This window comes from Mycobacterium sp. (assembly GCF_019247615.1).
Taxonomy (GTDB): Bacteria; Actinomycetota; Actinomycetes; order Mycobacteriales; family Mycobacteriaceae; genus Mycobacterium.
Genome location: NZ_JAFBAT010000048.1, coordinates 12,974 through 30,939, shown reverse-complemented (window position 1 = coordinate 30,939; position 17,966 = coordinate 12,974). Strand labels below are relative to the sequence as shown.

The 17,966-nt window shown below is 66.8% G+C and carries 18 protein-coding genes and 2 pseudogenes; 6 read left to right on the top strand and 14 right to left on the bottom strand.

The features are described 5' to 3' along the window. A pseudogene (locus JO059_RS03405) lies at positions 1 to 267 on the bottom strand (dehydratase); the annotation flags it as partial. Further along, positions 267 to 1,643 carry a 3-oxoacyl-ACP reductase gene (locus JO059_RS03400; RefSeq protein WP_293314709.1) on the bottom strand — a complete coding sequence of 459 codons (1,377 nt, stop codon included), beginning with the start codon at positions 1,641 to 1,643 and terminating at the stop codon, positions 267 to 269. The gene JO059_RS03400 and the pseudogene JO059_RS03405, both read right to left, overlap by 1 nt. Before the next feature lie 166 nt (positions 1,644 to 1,809). Between JO059_RS03400 and JO059_RS03395 the strand changes: the two genes are divergently transcribed. After that, the gene (locus JO059_RS03395) at positions 1,810 to 3,132 is read left to right on the top strand and encodes an acetyl-CoA C-acetyltransferase (protein ID WP_293314708.1); all 1,323 of its coding nucleotides are present in this window, start codon (positions 1,810 to 1,812) and stop codon (positions 3,130 to 3,132) included. A 295-nt stretch (positions 3,133 to 3,427) separates the two neighbouring features. Here the strand turns inward: JO059_RS03395 and JO059_RS03390 are convergent, their stop codons facing one another. After that, the gene (locus JO059_RS03390; protein ID WP_293314707.1) at positions 3,428 to 5,263 is read right to left on the bottom strand and encodes an acyl-CoA dehydrogenase; all 1,836 of its coding nucleotides are present in this window, start codon (positions 5,261 to 5,263) and stop codon (positions 3,428 to 3,430) included. Positions 5,264 to 5,453: 190 nt separating this feature from the next. On the opposite strand from JO059_RS03390, the gene JO059_RS03385 reads away from it, so the two are divergent. The 3 genes and pseudogenes from JO059_RS03385 (at position 5,454) to JO059_RS03375 (ending at position 6,395) form a co-directional block, all read left to right on the top strand. Next, positions 5,454 to 5,681, top strand: a complete 228-nt coding sequence (locus JO059_RS03385) for a 2-oxoglutarate and iron-dependent oxygenase domain-containing protein (RefSeq protein WP_366516143.1) — start codon at positions 5,454 to 5,456, stop codon at positions 5,679 to 5,681. Continuing rightward, positions 5,656 to 5,859 (top strand): annotated as a pseudogene (locus JO059_RS03380) (isopenicillin N synthase family oxygenase); the annotation flags it as partial. The gene JO059_RS03385 and the pseudogene JO059_RS03380, both read left to right, overlap by 26 nt. Before the next feature lie 47 nt (positions 5,860 to 5,906). Then, positions 5,907 to 6,395 (top strand): flavin reductase family protein, encoded by a 489-nt coding sequence (locus tag JO059_RS03375; protein WP_293314706.1) that lies wholly within the window; start codon positions 5,907 to 5,909, stop codon positions 6,393 to 6,395. Positions 6,396 to 6,576: 181 nt separating this feature from the next. On the opposite strand, the gene JO059_RS03370 is transcribed toward JO059_RS03375, so the two are convergent. The 7 genes from JO059_RS03370 to JO059_RS03340 form a co-directional block, all read right to left on the bottom strand. After that, positions 6,577 to 6,732, bottom strand: coding sequence for a hypothetical protein (locus tag JO059_RS03370; protein WP_293314705.1), 156 nt, complete (start codon positions 6,730 to 6,732; stop codon positions 6,577 to 6,579). A gap of 33 nt (positions 6,733 to 6,765) precedes the next feature. Beyond that, positions 6,766 to 7,512: a succinate dehydrogenase/fumarate reductase iron-sulfur subunit gene (locus tag JO059_RS03365; RefSeq protein WP_293314704.1), complete on the bottom strand. Its 747-nt coding sequence runs from the start codon at positions 7,510 to 7,512 to the stop codon at positions 6,766 to 6,768. Continuing rightward, positions 7,509 to 9,455, bottom strand: a complete 1,947-nt coding sequence (locus tag JO059_RS03360) for a fumarate reductase/succinate dehydrogenase flavoprotein subunit (protein WP_293314703.1) — start codon at positions 9,453 to 9,455, stop codon at positions 7,509 to 7,511. Before JO059_RS03360 ends, JO059_RS03365 begins: the two co-directional genes overlap by 4 nt. A gap of 42 nt (positions 9,456 to 9,497) precedes the next feature. Next, positions 9,498 to 10,325, bottom strand: coding sequence for a hypothetical protein (locus JO059_RS03355; RefSeq protein WP_293314702.1), 828 nt, complete (start codon positions 10,323 to 10,325; stop codon positions 9,498 to 9,500). 88 nt (positions 10,326 to 10,413) lie between these two features. After that, positions 10,414 to 10,719 carry a hypothetical protein gene (locus JO059_RS03350; RefSeq protein WP_293314701.1) on the bottom strand — a complete coding sequence of 102 codons (306 nt, stop codon included), beginning with the start codon at positions 10,717 to 10,719 and terminating at the stop codon, positions 10,414 to 10,416. A gap of 72 nt (positions 10,720 to 10,791) precedes the next feature. After that, positions 10,792 to 10,941, bottom strand: coding sequence for a hypothetical protein (locus JO059_RS03345; protein ID WP_293314700.1), 150 nt, complete (start codon positions 10,939 to 10,941; stop codon positions 10,792 to 10,794). A 122-nt stretch (positions 10,942 to 11,063) separates the two neighbouring features. Further along, complete coding sequence (locus tag JO059_RS03340) at positions 11,064 to 11,504, bottom strand: Hsp20/alpha crystallin family protein (protein ID WP_293314699.1); 441 nt, start codon at positions 11,502 to 11,504, stop codon at positions 11,064 to 11,066. Positions 11,505 to 11,718: 214 nt separating this feature from the next. Here JO059_RS03340 and nirB point away from each other — a divergent pair, with 214 nt between their 5' ends. Together nirB and nirD are read left to right on the top strand one after the other, a co-directional pair. Next, complete coding sequence (gene nirB / locus JO059_RS03335) at positions 11,719 to 14,295, top strand: nitrite reductase large subunit NirB (protein WP_293314698.1); 2,577 nt, start codon at positions 11,719 to 11,721, stop codon at positions 14,293 to 14,295. Positions 14,296 to 14,309: 14 nt separating this feature from the next. After that, the gene (nirD, locus tag JO059_RS03330) at positions 14,310 to 14,684 is read left to right on the top strand and encodes a nitrite reductase small subunit NirD (RefSeq protein WP_293314697.1); all 375 of its coding nucleotides are present in this window, start codon (positions 14,310 to 14,312) and stop codon (positions 14,682 to 14,684) included. Here the strand turns inward: nirD and JO059_RS03325 are convergent. The 4 genes from JO059_RS03325 to JO059_RS03310 all read right to left on the bottom strand — a co-directional run bounded on the left by JO059_RS03325 (position 14,674) and on the right by JO059_RS03310 (position 17,955). Further along, positions 14,674 to 15,126, bottom strand: a complete 453-nt coding sequence (locus JO059_RS03325; RefSeq protein ID WP_293314696.1) for a hypothetical protein — start codon at positions 15,124 to 15,126, stop codon at positions 14,674 to 14,676. The genes nirD and JO059_RS03325 overlap by 11 nt on opposite strands. 31 nt (positions 15,127 to 15,157) lie before the next feature. Continuing rightward, positions 15,158 to 15,937 carry a sirohydrochlorin chelatase gene (locus JO059_RS03320; RefSeq protein ID WP_293314695.1) on the bottom strand — a complete coding sequence of 260 codons (780 nt, stop codon included), beginning with the start codon at positions 15,935 to 15,937 and terminating at the stop codon, positions 15,158 to 15,160. Then, on the bottom strand, positions 15,928 to 17,079 hold the full coding sequence (locus JO059_RS03315; RefSeq protein WP_293314694.1) for a uroporphyrinogen-III synthase: 1,152 nt from the start codon (positions 17,077 to 17,079) through the stop codon (positions 15,928 to 15,930). Before JO059_RS03315 ends, JO059_RS03320 begins: the two co-directional genes overlap by 10 nt. A 330-nt stretch (positions 17,080 to 17,409) precedes the next feature. Further along, on the bottom strand, positions 17,410 to 17,955 hold the full coding sequence (locus JO059_RS03310; RefSeq protein ID WP_293314693.1) for a GNAT family N-acetyltransferase: 546 nt from the start codon (positions 17,953 to 17,955) through the stop codon (positions 17,410 to 17,412). Positions 17,956 to 17,966 lie beyond the last annotated feature (11 nt).

The window sequence follows — 17,966 nt, the reverse complement described above, 5'->3', positions numbered from 1 at the left end:
GACCGATCCCATTGCGGCGAAAGGAAAGTCGAGCCCCGTCACCAGCGACATCAACGCGGGAAAGGTCAGCGCGAACGGGTAGGTCAGCGGCACATTGTTGCCGTAGCGCAGACCGGTGACCGCGGCGTACTCGGCGACGTTGGTCCGGTCGATGGGCAGTTCGTCGACGGTGACGGTGTGGGTCGGCAGCTGATCGCCGCGCGGCACCAGGGGCAACGCCCCCGCCGCCGCCCGCAACATGTTCCGCAGGCCGCTTGGCTGGTCCATCATGCGCCTAACATGGCTTGGCCGCAGACGCGAATCACGTTGCCGGTCACCGCGTTTGATGCCGGGCTCGCGAAATACGCGATGGTCTCGGCGACGTCGACGGGCTGGCCGCCCTGCAGCAGCGAGTTCAGTCGACGGCCCACCTCGCGGGTGGCCAGCGGAATCGCCGCCGTCATCTTGGTCTCGATGAACCCCGGGGCCACCGCGTTGATCGTGATGCCCTTCTCGTAGAGCTCGGGCGCCAGCGCCTGGGTCAGCCCGATCATGCCGGCCTTGGTGGTGGCGTAGTTCGTCTGCCCGCGGTTGCCCGCGATGCCGGCCATCGACGACAAACCGATCACCCGGCCGCCCGCGCCGATGCTGCCGTTGCCGATCAGCCCTTCGGTAAGACGTTGCGGGGCAAGCAGATTGACGGCCAATACGGCGTCCCAGCGGGCTTCGTCCATGTTCGCCAGCAGCTTGTCGCGGGTGATACCGGCATTGTTGACCAAGACGTCGGCGCGCCCGGCGTAGTGGTCACGCAGGTGCTCGGTGATCTTGTCGACGGCGTCGTCGGCGGTGACGTCCAGCCAGAGCGCGGTACCCCCGACGCGGCTGGCGGTCTCCGCAAGGGCCTCGGCGGCGGACTCGACGTCGATCGCGACCACGCGGGCGCCGTCGCGAGCGAACACCTCGGCGATCGTGGCACCGATTCCCCGCGCCGCCCCCGTCACGATGGCGACCTTGCCGTCCAGCGGCTTGTCCCAGTCGGCCGGCGGCGTGGAGTCGGCCTCCCCGACGTAGAAGACCTGCCCGTCGACGTAGGCCGACTTGCCCGACAGGATGAACCGCATGGTGGACTCGAGGCCGGTGGCGGCGGGTTTGGCGGCCGGCGACAGGTAGACCAGTTGCGCGGTGGAACCGTTGCGCAGTTCCTTGCCCAGCGAGCGGGTGAAGCCCTCCAGCGCGCGCTGCGCTATCCGCTCGTCGGTGCTGGCGGCGGCGTCGGGCGTGGTGCCGACCACCACCACGCGCGCGCAGTGGCCGAGGTTGCGCAGGACGGGCGTGAAGAACTCGTACAGAGCTTTGAGGCCGGCCGGCGTCGTGATGCCGGTGGCGTCGAAAACCAGTCCGCCGAACTGGTCGGCCCAACGGCCACCGAGGTTGTTGCCCACCAGCTCGTAGTCCTTATCCAGCGCCGCGCGCAGCGGTTCGACGACCCGGCCCTGCTCGTTGGGGGGACCGCCGATCAGCAGGGACCCGGACAACGGCGGATCGCCGGGCCGGTATCGGCGAAGGGTCTCCGGCTGCGGCACGCCAAGCTGCTTTGCCAGAAACGATCCGGGACCCGAATTGACGATCTGAGAGAACAGATCGGACGAAGCTTTGGGAGCCACTGAGCTGCCTTCCATTTCTTGCTGGGCCAAACGTGCTTGATGGGCCAAACGTGCCGCTATAAGCACACCGTATCGAGGACGAACTTACTTCAGAGTAAGAACAGTGGGTAGTATGGCCCTCAACGGCCGATCCAAACTGTTGGACCGAGAGATACGCGGAGAAACCATGGCCCCTGCCAATTCTGAGACCAGGCGACCGGTCGCTGTGCTGGGCGGCAATCGCATCCCCTTCGCGAGATCCGACGGCGCGTACGCCGAGGCGTCCAACCAGGACATGCTCACCGCCGCGCTGGCCGGGCTGGTGGACCGCTTCGGGCTGGCCGGCGAACGGCTGGGCGTGGTGGTGGGTGGAGCCGTGCTGAAGCACAGCCGCGACTTCAACCTGACCCGCGAATGCGTGCTCGGTTCCGAGCTGTCGTCGTACACCCCGGCGTTCGACATCCAACAGGCGTGCGGGACGGGCCTGCAGGCGGCGATCGCCGCGGCCGACGGCATCGCGGCCGGTCGCTACGAGGTCGCCGCCGCCGGGGGGGTGGACACGACATCCGACCCGCCGATCGGCCTGGGTGACAACCTGCGGCGTCACCTGCTGAAGTTGCGCCGGTCCAAGTCCAATCTCCAACGGCTGAGGCTGGTCGGCACCCTGCCCGCCACCCTGGGCATCGAGATCCCCGCCAACAGCGAGCCGCGCACCGGCTTGTCCATGGGTGAGCACGCCGCGATCACCACCAAGCAGATGGGCATCAAGCGGGTCGACCAGGACGAGCTGGCCGTCGCCAGCCATCGCAACATGGCCGCGGCCTACGACCGCGGATTCTTCGACGACCTCGTCACGCCGTTCCTGGGGCTCTACCGGGACGACAACCTGCGGCCCAATGCGAGCACCGAAAAGCTGGCGACGCTGCGCCCGGTGTTCGGGGTGAAGGCCGGTGACGCGACGATGACCGCAGGCAACTCGACCCCGCTGACCGACGGCGCTTCGGTTGCGCTGCTGGCCAGCGAGGACTGGGCGGCCGCTCATTCGCTGGCTCCGCTGGCCTACCTGGTGGACTCCGAGACCGCCGCCGTCGACTACGTCAACGGGCGCGACGGTCTGCTGATGGCGCCCACCTATGCGGTTCCCCGATTGTTGGCGAGAAACGGTCTGAGCCTGCAGGACTTTGATTTCTACGAGATCCACGAGGCGTTCGCGTCAGTGGTGCTCGCGCACCTGAAGGCCTGGGAGTCCGAGGAGTACTGCAAAGAGCGGCTGGGTCTGGATGCCGCGCTCGGACCGATCGATCGTTCCAAGCTCAACGTCAACGGTTCCTCCCTGGCCGCCGGTCACCCCTTCGCGGCAACCGGAGGCCGGATTCTCGCTCAGGCCGCCAAGCAGCTTGCCGAAAAGAAGGCGGGGCAAAACGGGGGTCGGTCCAAGGCGCCTGTTCGGGCGCTGATCTCGATCTGCGCCGCCGGCGGCCAGGGGGTGACCGCGATCCTCGAGGCGTGAGCGGCGTCAAATGACTTCAGTCACACGCGGTTACTAGCGCGGACCGCGGGGTACCCGGAGTCTGGATAGCCCCGTGCTGCGGTCTGACCCCGACCCCGACGGCAACACGGGGCGTCCCACCTGATCGATCGCCGAATCAACACCGGCGTACGAGAAAGGGCCGCCGCTGGAGTGAGGGGATCCAGCGGCGGCCCTTTGGTACGCCCAGCACCAACACCATAGACCCAAGGTCCCCCGCTTCAACGTGGAAGCGGGGGACCTTGCGATCGCGCCGGGGGGATCGGCAGGCGGCCGATCAGAAGGCGGCTTCGTCGAGCTCCATGATGTCGTTGTCCAGGGTCTCGATCACCTCGCGGGTGCTGGCCAGCAGCGGCAGGAAGTTCTTCGCGAAGAACGCTGCCACCGCGACCTTGCCCTCGTAGAAGGACCGCTCGTCGCCGCTGGCGCCGGCGTCGAGCGCTGCCACGGCGACCGCGGCCTGGCGCTGCAGCAACCAGCCGATGATCAGGTCACCGACGCTCATCAGGAAGCGCACGGACCCCAGGCCGACCTTGTAGAGGCTGGTGACATCCTGCTGGGCCGCCATCAGGTAGCCGGTCAGCGTGGCCGCCATCGCCTGGACGTCGGCCAGGGCCTTGCCCAGCAACGCGCGCTCGCTCTTCAGCCGGCCGTTGCCGCTCTCGCTGTCGACGAACTTCTGGATCTCACCAGACACGTGGGCCAGCGCCACACCCTTGTCGCGGACGATCTTGCGGAAGAAGAAGTCCTGCGCCTGGATGGCGGTGGTGCCCTCATAGAGGGAGTCGATCTTGGCGTCCCGGATGTACTGCTCGACGGGGTAGTCCTGCAGGAAGCCGGACCCACCGAACGTCTGCAGGCTCTCCGTCAGCTTCGCGTAGGCCTGCTCGGAACCCACGCCCTTGACGACCGGCAGCATCAGGTCGTTGACCTTGACCGCCAAGTTGGCGTCCACGCCGTGCACCGCCTCGGCCACCGCCGCGTCCTGGAACGTCGCGGTGTAGAGGTACAGCGCGCGCAGACCCTCGGCGTAGGCCTTCTGGGTCATCAGCGACCGGCGCACGTCGGGGTGGTGAGTGATGGTCACCCGTGGCGCGGTCTTGTCGGTCATCTGGGTCAGGTCGGCGCCCTGCACGCGGGACTTGGCGTACTCCAGTGCGTTCAGGTAGCCGGTCGACAGGGTCGCGATCGCCTTGGTGCCGACCATCATGCGAGCCTGCTCGATCACCTCGAACATCTGCGCGATGCCGTTGTGCACCTCGCCAACGAGCCAGCCCCTGGCGGGCACGCCGTGCTGGCCGAAGGACAGCTCACACGTCGCCGACACCTTGAGGCCCATCTTGTGCTCGACATTGGTGACGAACACGCCGTTGCGCTCGCCCAGCTCCCCGGTCTCGAAGTCGAACAGGAACTTGGGCACGAAGAACAGCGACAGGCCCTTGGTGCCGGGGCCGGCGCCCTCGGGGCGGGCCAGCACCAGGTGGAAGATGTTCTCGAAAAGGTCACCGGAGTCCGCGGACGTGATGAACCGCTTCACGCCGTCGATGTGCCAGGAGCCGTCCTCCTGCTGAACCGCCTTCGTGCGCCCCGCGCCGACGTCCGAACCGGCGTCCGGCTCGGTGAGCACCATGGTCGAACCCCAGCCGCGCTCGGCGGCCATCACGGCCCACTTCTTCTGCTCCTCGGTGCCGAGGTGGTAGAGGATGTTGGCGAAACCGGCGCCGCCGCCGTACATCCACACGGCGGGGTTGGCGCCCAGAATGTGCTCGTGCAGCGCCCACACCAGCGCCTTGGGCATTGGCATCCCGCCCAGCGCCTCGTCGATGCCGGCCTTGTCCCAGCCGGCTTCCGTCACCGCCTTGACCGACCTCTTGAAGGCCTCGGGCAGCGTCACCGAGTGGTTCTCGGGGTCGAAGACGGGGGGGTTCCGGTCGCCCTCGACGAACGACTCCGCCACCGGCCCCTCGGCCAGTCGGCTGATCTCAGCAAGCATTTCTTGGGCGGTGTCGACATCCAGGTCGCTGAACTCGCCTTGGCCTAGGGCCTTGTCAACGCCCAGTACCTCAAACAGGTTGAATACTTGGTCACGGACGTTGCTCTTGTAGTGGCTCACTACGTTCCTCCTCGTTGAGAATGCCACTTGTGGTTGGGTACTAGGGCTAAGTTACCCACCAGTAACTCTTCTAAAATATATGCGTTATCTTCGTCAACGCAAGCGAGTGTGAGCTACATTGCACCAGCTAACTAACCAACCGGTTGGAAAGGCCTGCATCTCGTCGCTGACCTGCCGAAAAGAGCTCTGAATGACGGACGTGAGTCGCGTCACTGCCGTGCCCATGGTGGACCTTCGGACCGACACCGAGCGACTTCGGCCGGGCCTGCGCGAGGCCTTTCGCGAGCTCGGCTTCTTCTACCTGACCGGCCGTGACGTGCCCGAGGGGCTCGCGCAGCGGCTGCTGGCGGCGGGCCGCCGGCTGTTCGAGCTGTCGGCGGCCGACGGTCGACCGGATCTCGGTGCCGTATTTCTTTAATCCGCGACTGGACGCGCAGATCCCGGTGTTTTCGTTACCCCAGCGACTAGCGGCGCTGGCCGATAACTCTGTTGACCCGTCGGATCCGATCTTCGCGGTCTACGGTCGCAACGCATGGAAGAGCAGACTGCGGGCCCACCCGGATGTGGCCGCCGCGCATGGGTACTCGGCGAGGTAGGGTCGGGCAGGCATCGCGTTCTCGGCTCAAGGGGCGAATGAAGTCCAGTGAATTCCATGAACAAGCTGACCCCGTCCTCGCTGCGTGAGGCCTTCGGCCACTTTCCGTCCGGCGTGGTAGCCATCGCCGCCGAAGTCGACGGCGTGCGGGAAGGCTTGGCCGCCAGTACCTTTGTCCCCGTCTCGCTTGAGCCGCCGTTGGTGTCCTTCTGCGTGCAGAACACATCCACGACGTGGCCGAAGCTCAAGCGGGTGCGGATGCTGGGCATCAGCGTGCTCGGCGAGGCGCACGACGAGGCCGCCCGGACGCTGGCGGCCAAAACCGGTGACCGCTTCGCGGGTTTGGAGACGGTATCCAGCCCCAGCGGTGCCGTCTTCATCAAGGGCACCGGCCTGTGGCTGGAGAGCGCTATCGAGCAGCTGATCCCAGCCGGGGATCACACCATCGTGGTCCTGCGCGTCAACGAGGTGACCGTCGACGCCGAGGTGGCGCCCATCGTGTTCCACCGCAGCTCGTTCCGCCGGCTGGGCGCCTAGGCCAGCCGCTGGCAGCAGGCTAGTGCCGTGAGTCGTGGATTCGTCGGGCAGTGAATGGATGCGCCGAGTGTGGGCTCTGTGCACGAAAATCGTGTGAAATTCGTGCATAACCACCACGGTCGGTGCGCCAAGGAGGCCGAGTCGGCCGTCCTCGGGGTGAGTGAATTAACGACTCAGCAGGCTAGGGCCGCTTGCCGAGCTCTTGCCGGTAGCCGTCGATGCGCCGCTCGATCTCCGCGGCGTCATCGTGGCGGCCCTCCTTGTGTGCGAGCTCGGCGCGGACCGACAACTCCCGAATCGCCGTCCGAATCTCGTTGACGCTGGTGGTTTCTCGCATAGGGCTCGGATACTGGCGGGGCCTAACGGGCGCTCAGCGGCGGAACAGCTTGTTACCCAACCACACCACGGGATCGTACTTGCGGTCGGCGACCCGCTCTTTCATCGGGATCAGCGCGTTATCGGTGATCTTGATGTTCTCGGGGCACACCTCGGTGCAGCACTTGGTGATGTTGCAGTAGCCCAGGCCGTGCTCTTCCTGCGCCTGGTTGCGCCGGTCCAGCGTGTCCAGGGGGTGCATCTCCAGCTCGGCGATGCGCATCAGGTAGCGCGGGCCGGCGAACGCCTTCTTGTTCTCCTCGTGGTCGCGGACCACGTGGCAGACGGTCTGGCACAGGAAGCACTCGATGCACTTGCGGAACTCCTGCGAGCGCTGCACGTCGACCTGCGCCATCCGGTACTCGCCGGGCTGCAGGTCCTTGGGCGGCGCGAAAGACGGTATCTCGCGGGCCTTTTCGTAGTTGAACGAGACGTCGGTCACCAGGTCGCGGATCACCGGGAACGTCCGCAGCGGCGTGACGGTCACGACCTCGTCCTCGGTGAACGTGGACATCCGGGTCATGCACATCAAGCGGGGGTAGCCGTTGATCTCCGCGGAGCACGACCCGCACTTGCCGGCCTTACAGTTCCAGCGCACCGCGAGGTCGGGCGTCTGGGTCTGCTGCAGGCGGTGGATGATGTCGAGCACCACCTCGCCCTCGTTGACCTCAACCGTGAAGTCCTCAAGCGCGCCGCCGGCCTCGTCGCCGCGCCACACCCGCATGCTCGCGTTGTAGGTCATGAACCTCTCCGTCCTGGGTGGTCGGCCAGTTCCGCGTCGGTGTAGTACTTCTCAAGCTCGGAGACCTCGAAGAGCTCGAGCAGATCGGGCCGCATGGGCACCTGGTCCTCGCGCGTGATGCTGATGTCGGGGATCACGGCGGCTTCGAGGTCGCCGGGCTCGGCGACTGCGCGGCAGACCAGCAGCACCTTGCGCCACGACGAGTCCATCGACGGGTGATCGTCACGAGTGTGCCCGCCGCGGCTCTCGGTGCGCTCCAGCGCCGCCTTGGCCACACATTCGCTGACCAGCAGCATGTTGCGCAGGTCTATGGCCAGGTTCCAGCCGGGGTTGTACCGCCGTTGCCCCTCGACGCGGATGTTCTTGAACCGCTCGCGCAGTTTGTCGAGCCGGCCGAGGGCCTCGGAGATCTCCTCCGACTTGCGGATGATGCCCACCAGATCGTTCATCGACTGCTGCAGTTCCAACTGCAGGGTGTAGGGATTCTCGGCCGCGGCGCCGTTCGTCGGTCCCTCGAAGGGCGCCAGCGCCCGCTTGGCCGCCGTCTCGACGGCGTCCTCGGCGACCGCTGGGCGGCTGCTCAGCGCCCGCACGTAGTCGGCGGCGCCCAGGCCGGCGCGCCGGCCGAACACCAGCAGGTCCGACAGCGAGTTGCCGCCCAGCCGGTTGGACCCGTGCATGCCGCCCGAGCACTCGCCGGCCGCGAACAGGCCCGGGACGGTGGCCGCGCCGGTGTCGGCGTCGACCTCCACACCGCCCATCACGTAGTGGCAGGTGGGTCCGACTTCCATTGGCTCCCTGGTGATGTCGACCCCGGCCAGCTCCTTGAACTGGTGGTACATCGACGGCAGCCGTCGCTTGATCTCGTCGGGCGTCAGCCGCGAAGCGATGTCGAGGTACACGCCGCCGTGCGGCGTGCCCCGGCCGGCCTTGACCTCCGAGTTGATCGCGCGCGCGACCTCGTCGCGCGGCAGCAGGTCCGGGGTGCGACGGGCCGAGTCGTTGTCCTTGAGCCACTGGTCGGCCTCTTGCGCGGTTTCGGCGTACTGACCCTTGAACACCGGCGGGATGTATTCGAACATGAAGCGGCTGTCGTCGGAGTTCTTCAGCACCCCGCCGTCGCCGCGAACACCCTCGGTGACCAGGATCCCCTTCACGCTCGGCGGCCACACCATGCCGGTCGGGTGGAACTGCACGAACTCCATGTTGATCAGCGTCGCGCCCGCCCGCAGGGCCAGCGCGTGCCCGTCACCGGTGTACTCCCAGGAGTTCGAGGTGACTTTGAACGACTTGCCGATCCCGCCGGTGGCCAGGACGACGGCCGGCGCCTCGAACAGCACGAAGTTACCGCTTTCGCGCCAGTAGCCGAAAGCCCCGGCGATTCGCCCCCCGTTTTCAGGGCCGTCCTTGATCAGTTCGGTGATGGTGCACTCGGCGAACACCCGGATGCGCGCCTCGTAGTCGCCGAGTTCCGCGTAGTCCTCCTGCTGCAGCGAAACGATCTTCTGCTGCATGGTGCGGATCAGCTCCAGGCCGGTGCGGTCACCGACGTGCGCCAGCCGCGGGTAGGTGTGCCCGCCGAAGTTGCGCTGGCTGATCTTGCCGTCCTTGAGGCGATCGAACAGCGCGCCGTAGGTTTCCAGCTCCCAGACGCGGTCCGGGGCCTCCTTGGCGTGCAGTTCGGCCATCCGCCAGTTGTTGAGGAATTTCCCCCCGCGCATCGTGTCGCCGAAGTGGGTCTTCCAGTTGTCTTTGGGGTTGGTGTTGCCCATGGATGCCGCGCACCCGCCCTCGGCCATCACCGTGTGGGCCTTGCCGAACAGGGACTTGCACACCACGGCGACCTTGAGGCCCCGCTCACGCGCCTCGATGACCGCACGCAATCCCGCGCCGCCGGCGCCGATGACGACTACGTCGTAGGCATGCCGCTCGACCTCAACCATGAAACCTCGCTCAGTTTTTCTCTGTAATCGTCAAATGGCTTGTCAGCCAACAAATCTCAGGTCGCCGACGGTGCCGCTGGCGACCAGCGCGATGTAGAAGTCGGTGACCATCAGGGTGCCCAGCGTGACCCACGCGAACAGCTTGTGCCGGGTGTTGATGACGCTGACCTGGGTCCAGATCCAGTACCGCACAGGGTTCTTGGAGAAATGCTTGAGCCGTCCGCCGGTCACGTGGCGGCACGAATGGCAGGACAGCGTGTAGATCCACAGCATGACGACGTTGCCGACCAGGATCAGGTTGCCCAGGCCGAAGCCGAATCCGCCGGGTCCGCTGTCGGAATGGAACGCGACGATCGCGTCGAAGGTGTTGATGACCGAGATGATGGCGGCGATGTAGAAGAAGTAGCGGTGGGTGTTCTGGATGATCAGCGGGAGTCTGGTCTCGCCGGTGTAGTGCACTCGGGGCTCGGCCACCGCGCAGGCGCTGGGCGACTGCCACACCGTGCGGTAGTAGGCGCCGCGGTAGTAGTAACAGGTCAGCCGGAACAACAGCAGGAACGGCAGTGATATCGCCGCGTACGGCACGAACCACCAGTTCGGCAGGAACTGCGGCCAGAAGTCGCTGGCCGCACCACAGGCCTTGCTCATGCACGGCGAGTAGAACGGCGTCAGGTAGTGGTACTTGGGGACGAAGAAGTAATCCTTCTGCAACCCGCGCGCTATCGCGTAGATGAGGAACGCCGCGAAACCCAGGTCGATCCGCAACGGCGACAACCACCACCGGTCGGTGCGTAGGGTCCGCTGCGGGATGCGGGCGCGTGTGGGTGAAAAGACACCGGACGCAGGACGGTTCGCCGTAGGTGCGCTCATCTAGTGTTCCTCTTCGAACGGGCTGTCTGTCGAAGGGTACACAGAACAAACCCCCTGTTTCGCGGGGGGCTGAGTTAGTCAGGGGAAGTCAGGACCCCTTGTGACCTCCGACACCCTCGTCGTCGACATCCCGCCAGAAGTCGCTGTCGTACTGGGTGTCAGGGATGACGATCTTGTCGCCGGACTGCTGCACGGTGGCGCGCGCGAGGTCCAACTCCGACACGTCGGTGTCGAGCAGTTGGACGTCGGAAAGGATCCGGTCGGCGTCGATGACGATGCGGCGCATCGCCGGGCTCTCCCCGTATCGGGCCTTCAACGAGCTCACGCACCGCCGCAGGCCGCCGATGAGGTCGTGCAGTTCGGCCAGTTCAGTAGTGCCAGTTGGAGTCGTCAAGAGCTCTCCTCGGTCAGAAGGTGCCACGGATCACAGTATGCCCTCGATAGTAGCCACCGCACAGCCGCGATGTCAGATGAGCGACATCGTGCCGGCCGGGAGGCAAACGGCCCATGACGGCCGGACGCGGCTCAGCGCCGCAGCGTCGGCGTCCATCGGCCGGAAACCCTGCGTGCCGAGCGGCCGGCGGCTGCGGTCGGCGACCGATTCGGCCGGGCCCATGTCGGCACGATGGCCCCACCAAACGCGGGACGTGGTTTCCGAAATCCGCTGAGTGCCAGACTAATTCGCCTGCGGAACATCCGGCGACGCCGGGGGCGTCGCCGAATCTCCTTGATTGCCGATTACTTGGTGATTGCGACGCGCCGCGGCTGATTGCCGGCGTAGGCACCGGCGACCCGCACCGTCAGCACGCCGTCGTCATAGGACGCGGTGATGGCCTCGTCGGTGACGTGTGTGGGCAGCCGGAAGGAACGTCGGAACGACCCGTAGCGGATCTCGCGCAGGGTGCGGCCGTTCTCCTCCTCGGCGTGCTCGTCGCGGTGTTCGCCGTGGATGACCAGCCGGCCGTTGTGCACCTCGACGTTGACGTCCTTCTCGACGTCCACACCGGGCAGTTCCAGGCGGACGACGGCGTCGTCGCCATCCTTGACGGCCTCCGCGGCCGGCGTGAAACCGGTGGTTACCGGCTTGAGCCAGGCCGTCGCCGCGGCGGGGCCGAAGAAGTCGCGCAACCAGCGGTCGGTGTCCCAGGCCGGTCGCGACCACAATGCGAGGTTGCTCATGGGGACCTCCTTATGCTTCCTTGTGAGTTGACTGTGACCGTCGCCTTACCGGTCGGCTATGCCGTCAAACATGAGTCGACCACGCTAAAGTTCCACCTGGGTGTTCGCCGGGAGCGAACACCTTCACACAGGAAGTTGTGAGGTGTGAGCGCCTCGTCACGCGGGCGTGACATTGCGCGCGTTCTCCTTAATTTGCCGCTCCTACCCTCGGGGCATGCCGCAATCCGAAACCTGGCGCGAGCCCCGTGCTGCGCGTCACGTGGTTGTGGTCGGGCACGGCATGGTCGGGCACCGGCTCGTGGAGGCACTGCGCGCCCGCGACACCGAAGGACGCTGGCGCATCACGGTTTTGGCGGAAGAATCCGACGCGGCCTATGACCGCGTCGGCCTGACCTCCTACACGGAAAGCTGGGACCGGGCGCTGATGGCGCTGGCGGGCAACGGCTACGACGGCGACGAGCGGGTTCGGTTGCTGCTGCGCGCGCAGGTCACCGAAATCGACCGGGCCGCAAAGTCTGTCGTCACCGCCGACGGTCAACGTCATGGCTATGACGCCCTCGTGCTGGCCACCGGGTCGTATGCCTTCGTCCCGCCGGTGCCGGGCCATGATCTGCCGCAGTGCCACGTTTACCGCACGCTCGACGACCTCGACGCCATCCGCGCCGATGCCCAGCGCGCCGTGGAGGCGGGGCATCCCGGAGCCGGGGTGGTCATCGGTGGCGGCCTGTTGGGCCTGGAAGCCGCCAATGCGCTGCGCGGATTCGGCTTGCAGACGCACGTCGTCGAGATGATGCCGCGTTTGATGGCCCAACAGATCGACGAAGCCGGCGGTGCGCTGCTGGCCAGGATGATCGCCGATCTCGGCATCGTGGTACACGTCGGGACGGGAACCGAATCGATCGAATCCGTTGCGCATTCGGACGGCTCGACCCAGGTGCGGGTGCGGCTGACCGACGGTGCGCTCATCGACGCCGGCGTGGTGATCTTCGCGGCCGGCGTCCGACCGCGTGACGAGCTGGCGGCGGCCGCGGGCCTTGCACTGGGCGACCGGGGTGGTGCGCTCACCGACTTGTCCTGCCGGACAAGCGATCCGGACATCTATGCGATCGGCGAGGTCGCGGCCATCGAGGGCCGCTGCTACGGGCTGGTCGGCCCCGGTTACACCTCCGCGGAGGTGGTGGCGGATCGGCTGCTGGGCGGAACCGCGGAGTTTCCGGAGGCGGACCTGTCGACCAAGCTCAAGCTTTTGGGCGTCGACGTCGCCAGTTTCGGCGACGCACTGGGGTCGACCGAGAACTGCCTCGAGGTCGCCATCAACGACGCGGTGAACCGGACGTACGCGAAACTGGTGCTGTCCGACGACGCCAAAACCCTCCTCGGGGGGGTCCTGGTGGGCGACGCCGCGGCATATGGGGTGTTGCGCCCCATGGTCGGCGGTCAGCTGCCCGGTGATCCGCTCGCGTTGATCGCGCCCGCCCAGGCCGGCGGCACAGCGGCCCTGGGTGTTGGTGCGCTTCCGGATTCGGCCCAGATCTGCTCATGCAACAACGTCACCAAGGGCGAGCTGAAGTGCGCGATCGCCGGTGGTTGCGCCGACGTTGCCGGCCTCAAGTCGTGTACTGCGGCGGGTACCTCGTGCGGATCCTGCGTGCCCCTGCTCAAGCAGCTGCTGGAAGCCGAGGGCGTGGCACAGTCGAAGGCGTTGTGCGAACACTTCAGCCAATCGCGCGCGGAGCTTTTCGAGATCATCACCGCGACCGAGATCCGCACCTTCTCAGGGCTGCTGAAGCGTTTCGGCCGCGGAAAGGGTTGCGACATCTGCAAACCCGTGGTGGCTTCCATCCTCGCGTCCACCGGTGCCGAGCACATTCTCGACGGCGAGCAGGCCTCGCTGCAGGATTCCAACGACCACTTCCTGGCCAACATCCAGAAGAACGGCAGCTACTCGGTCGTGCCGAGGGTTCCGGGCGGGGACATCAAGCCGGAGCACCTCATCCTGATCGGCCAGATCGCGCAGGACTTCGGGCTGTACACCAAGATCACCGGGGGCCAGCGGATCGACATGTTCGGCGCCCGCGTGGAGCAGCTGCCGCAGATCTGGAAGCGGTTGGTCGACGGCGGCATGGAATCCGGCCACGCCTACGGCAAGGCGTTGCGCACGGTGAAGAGCTGCGTGGGCAGCGACTGGTGCCGCTACGGCCAGCAGGATTCGGTGCAGTTGGCCATCGACCTGGAACTGCGGTACCGCGGCCTGCGCGCGCCGCACAAAATCAAGCTCGGCGTATCCGGTTGCGCGCGGGAGTGCGCGGAAGCACGCAGCAAGGACGTCGGCGTCATCGCCACCGAAAAAGGCTGGAACCTCTATGTCGGCGGCAACGGCGGCATGACGCCCAGGCACGCTCAGCTGTTGGCCAGCGATCTCGACACCGAGACGCTGGTCCGCTACGTCGACCGATTCCTCATGTACTACATCCGGACGGCCGACCGGCTGCAGCGCACCGCCTCTTGGGTCGAATCGCTGGACCGCGGCCTGGACCACGTGCGCGAAGTCGTGTGCGACGACTCTCTCGGTCTCGCCGGGGAATTCGAGGCCGCGATGGAGCGGCACGTGCGGGACTACAGCTGTGAGTGGAAGGGCGTGCTCGAGGATCCGGACAAGCTGTCGCGGTTCGTGTCGTTCGTCAACGCCCCCGACGCCGTCGATTCGACGGTGACCTTCACCGAGCGTGCGGGGCGCAAAGTGCCTGTGCCCATTGGCATGCCGGAGGTTCGTGAGGAAAGCCCCAGATGAATCGAGAGGTCCGCGTGACAATTATCAACGACATTCAGGTGTGGACGACCGCCTGCCCGTACGACCACCTCATTCCGGGTCGCGGGGTGGGTGTGCTCCTCGACGACGGCTCGCAGGCTGCGCTGTTCCGATTGGACGACGGCTCGTTGCACGCCATCGGCAACGTCGACCCCTTTTCGGGTGCGGCCGTACTCTCGCGCGGGATCGTCGGTGACCGCGCGGGTCGTGCCACGGTCCAATCTCCCCTGCTGAAGCAGGCTTTCGCCCTCGAAGACGGTTCCTGCCTGGACGACCCGCGGGTCTCCGTGCCTGTGTACCCGGTGCGGGTCACGCCCGAGGGCCGCATTCAGATCGGGCAAATCGCGGAGCCCGTGGCGCTCAGCGCGTGATATCACCGACCAGGTAACGCTGCATCGTGGGGCCGATCGCGTCGACGATCGCCTCGACCGACATCGAGTGCAGCGGTTCGGAGCGCACGCCGTAGCGCATGATGCCCAGCCCGACCAGCTGGGAGGCGCACAGCGACGCCCGCACGGCCACCTTGTCGGCACCGAGCATCTTCAGCAGCGGACCGAAGAACGGGCCGACGAACATGCTCTCCACGACTTCGGCGGTCTTGGCCATCCCCGTGGACGCGACCGCGCTCGCCGCGAAGGGGCCACCGCCCGCGGCATCCCAGGTGGTGATGAGCAGGTACAGCGTCCGCCGGCCCACCTGGTTGACGCTGCCGGTGAAGATTCGGTCGATGAACTCCGGTGTGTCGAACGGCAACCGCAGCATCTTGGCGACCGGATCGAGGAGCCCACGCGACGGCTCTTCGCGACGAGGCATGCTGTCAGGATCGCCCGTGCGCGTTGAAAGATCAAGCGCCACGGGCTCCGGCGCGGCTGGGCGCTGCATGCGGACCGGGTGACCGCAGCCGGCCGGCTGGACGCCGAACGTGCCGTGCCGTCAGCGGCACGAGCCCGGGCGCGGCCCTGCGAAAGCGGTTGGCGACCAGACGAGCCAGGCCCGAATGGGTACCCAACGGCGGGCTGACCCGGTCGGCGCCAGAGGCGACCAGTCGTTCCTGAAACAGCCCGTCGGCCAGCAGATAGGACGCGACCGCTACGCCGCGGGCCCCGTCGCGGCGCGCGGCGGCGACCACGTCGTTCACATGCGGTTCGCCGGTGGCCGCAAATCCGAGCCGCACCCGCGATCCGACGAGCGCGGACAACGTCGTCGCGGTGACGTGCAGATCGGCGCGGGCCCGCAGATCCGTGGTACCCGCCGCCGCGAGAATCACCGAATCGCCCCGGCGCCAGCCGGATTCCACCAGCAACTGGGTGAGCACGCGGGCAATGTCGCCGCTCGGGCCCAAGGCGGGGGTGACGATCACGTTCGGATGGCCACTGGCCGCGACATGGGCGGGCAGATCGGTGCGCACGTGGTAGCCGCGGGACAAGAACGCGGGCACCACGATGGCGGGCCGTCCGCCGGCGGCCGCGCGCGACAGTACCTCGCAGGGGGTGGGTCCCACGACGTCGACGAATGCCACGTGCACCGGGCGATCGAGAAGCGCGCTCACGTCACTCGCGAGGTCGGCGATCATCGCGACGCCGCCCGCTCTGCGGGTGCCGTGCGCGGCCAGGATCAGGTCCATCGGGAACCGCCGTTGTCGTCGATCGCAAGGCGATAACCGCGCTTGACGACGGTCGCGACAATGTTTTTGTCTCCCAAGGCCGTCCGCAGCCGCAAGACGGCCGTATCGACGGCGTGCGGGTCGTTGCTGTTGCCGGGCAGCACCCGCAGCAAGTCGTCACGCGCGACGACGTCGCCGGGTCGTTGTGCCAGCGCACGCAGGATCGCCATGCCGGACGGCGACAGCAGTGTGATCGAACCATCCACCACCACACAGGTTCCGCGGATATCGATCAAGTGGCCGGCAGCCTTGACCGTGCACGACCCCAGCAGCGGTAGCTCCTCGGCAATATGACGGGCCAAGGCCCCCAACCGCATCCGCTCGGGCGCCGACGTCGGGATACCTCTTCGAATCAGCGGCCTGGAGGTCACGGGGCCGACGCACATCGCGTGCACATGGCCGCGCAGCGCTGCCAACACCTGGTCCTCGACGCTGAGCTCGCGACTGCGCTCCAGCACCGCTGCCGCCGCGGGCGCCGACGTGAAGGTGACGGCATCGAATTGCCGGCGCGCGATCCCGGTGACCAGCTGATCGAAATCGCCGCCCAATGCCGTTGGCTTCCAACGGTAGACCCGGATGGGGATCACTTCGGCACCGGCGAACCGCAGCCCGCCGAGGAATTCCGGAAACGGGTCCCACGCATCGGCGGCGCCGTGCAGCTGGACGGCGACACGCATTCCGGACACGCCCGAGTCGAGCAGATACTCCAGTACTTCCTGTGAGGATTCCGACTCGGGAGACCATTCCTCGTGCAGGCCGGCGGCGCGCAGCGCCCCCGTCGCCTTCGGGCCGCGCGACACGATCCGCGCCGACGACAACGACGCCAAAAGCTGGGTGGCCAGCCCCCACCCCTCGGCGGCGGCGAGCCAGCCGCGAAAGCCGATGCCGGTGTGCGCGACCAGGATGTCGGGCGCCTCGGCGATCAAAGCCCTGGTGTTGCAGTGCAATTCATCGTCGTCGGGCAACGCGATCATGTTGATCGCGGGCGCGCTGCAGACCTCGGCGCCCTGGCGGCTCAGCAGTGCGCACAGCTCCTCCGCGCGCCGGGCCGACGTGACCGCAATCCGGTAGCCGGTCAGCGGCGCTGATTTCGGCTCGGCCATATGACCTGTGTATGCCTGGGACATTTCCGCTGCGTTACCAAGCAATTGCTGACGCATTGCTCCTGGTGCGACGACCATCACACTCGGCCGGCCCCCCCGACTGCTCGCGGACCCATGAAAACACCTTTCCGACCTATCACCCGACCGTCGCGCCGGTGCCAAGGGGCCGTATTCCCTCGATGTTCACATTCAGAACTGAAGTCCGTCAACCCGATTCGACCCGTATCGCCTGTCAGTTGAATCCCAGCTGGCTGGCAAACAGCTGGAGGCTATGAATACCCTCCTGCAACAGGTGGTTTCGTGCGGCTGCCCGGTCTGATCTCTCTCGGCCTACCAAACGTCCCCTGCCCGCCAGTCGCACATCAAGTCCACCGAGGTATCCAAGCTGACCTCCACGGGCAGGATGAATACGGTGCCGTCGTCGTCGGGTGTGCACGTCGGGCCGGTGGGCGCCAGTACCGACGTGGGGCCTCGCCACGGCGACCATCCCCGCGCCGCGTATACGGGGCGGGCCAGGGCCGACGAACTCACGGCACCCAACTGGTAGGCGCCGCGGATCACCTGCTCGCAGCCGTCCATCAGGGCATGGAATAGGCCCTGGCCCCGACAGTCCTCCCTGACCGCCACACCTTCCACGTAACCGCAGCGCAGCGCCTCGTCGCGGTATATCAGCCGTCGCTGGGTCACGGCGGCATGCGCGATGATGGCGCCGTGCTGGCAGATCAAGGCGTGCATGCCGCCCAGCGCGTGCTCCCAGTCGTCGTCGGTGAAATCTCCGGCGAAAGCCGCGGCGACCATCTGCCAGATGCGCTGCCGAGCCTCCCCGTCGAGATCGGAGGTGTGAACCAGGCGGGCGGTGTGGACCTGGGTGCGCACAGTCTTTGTCT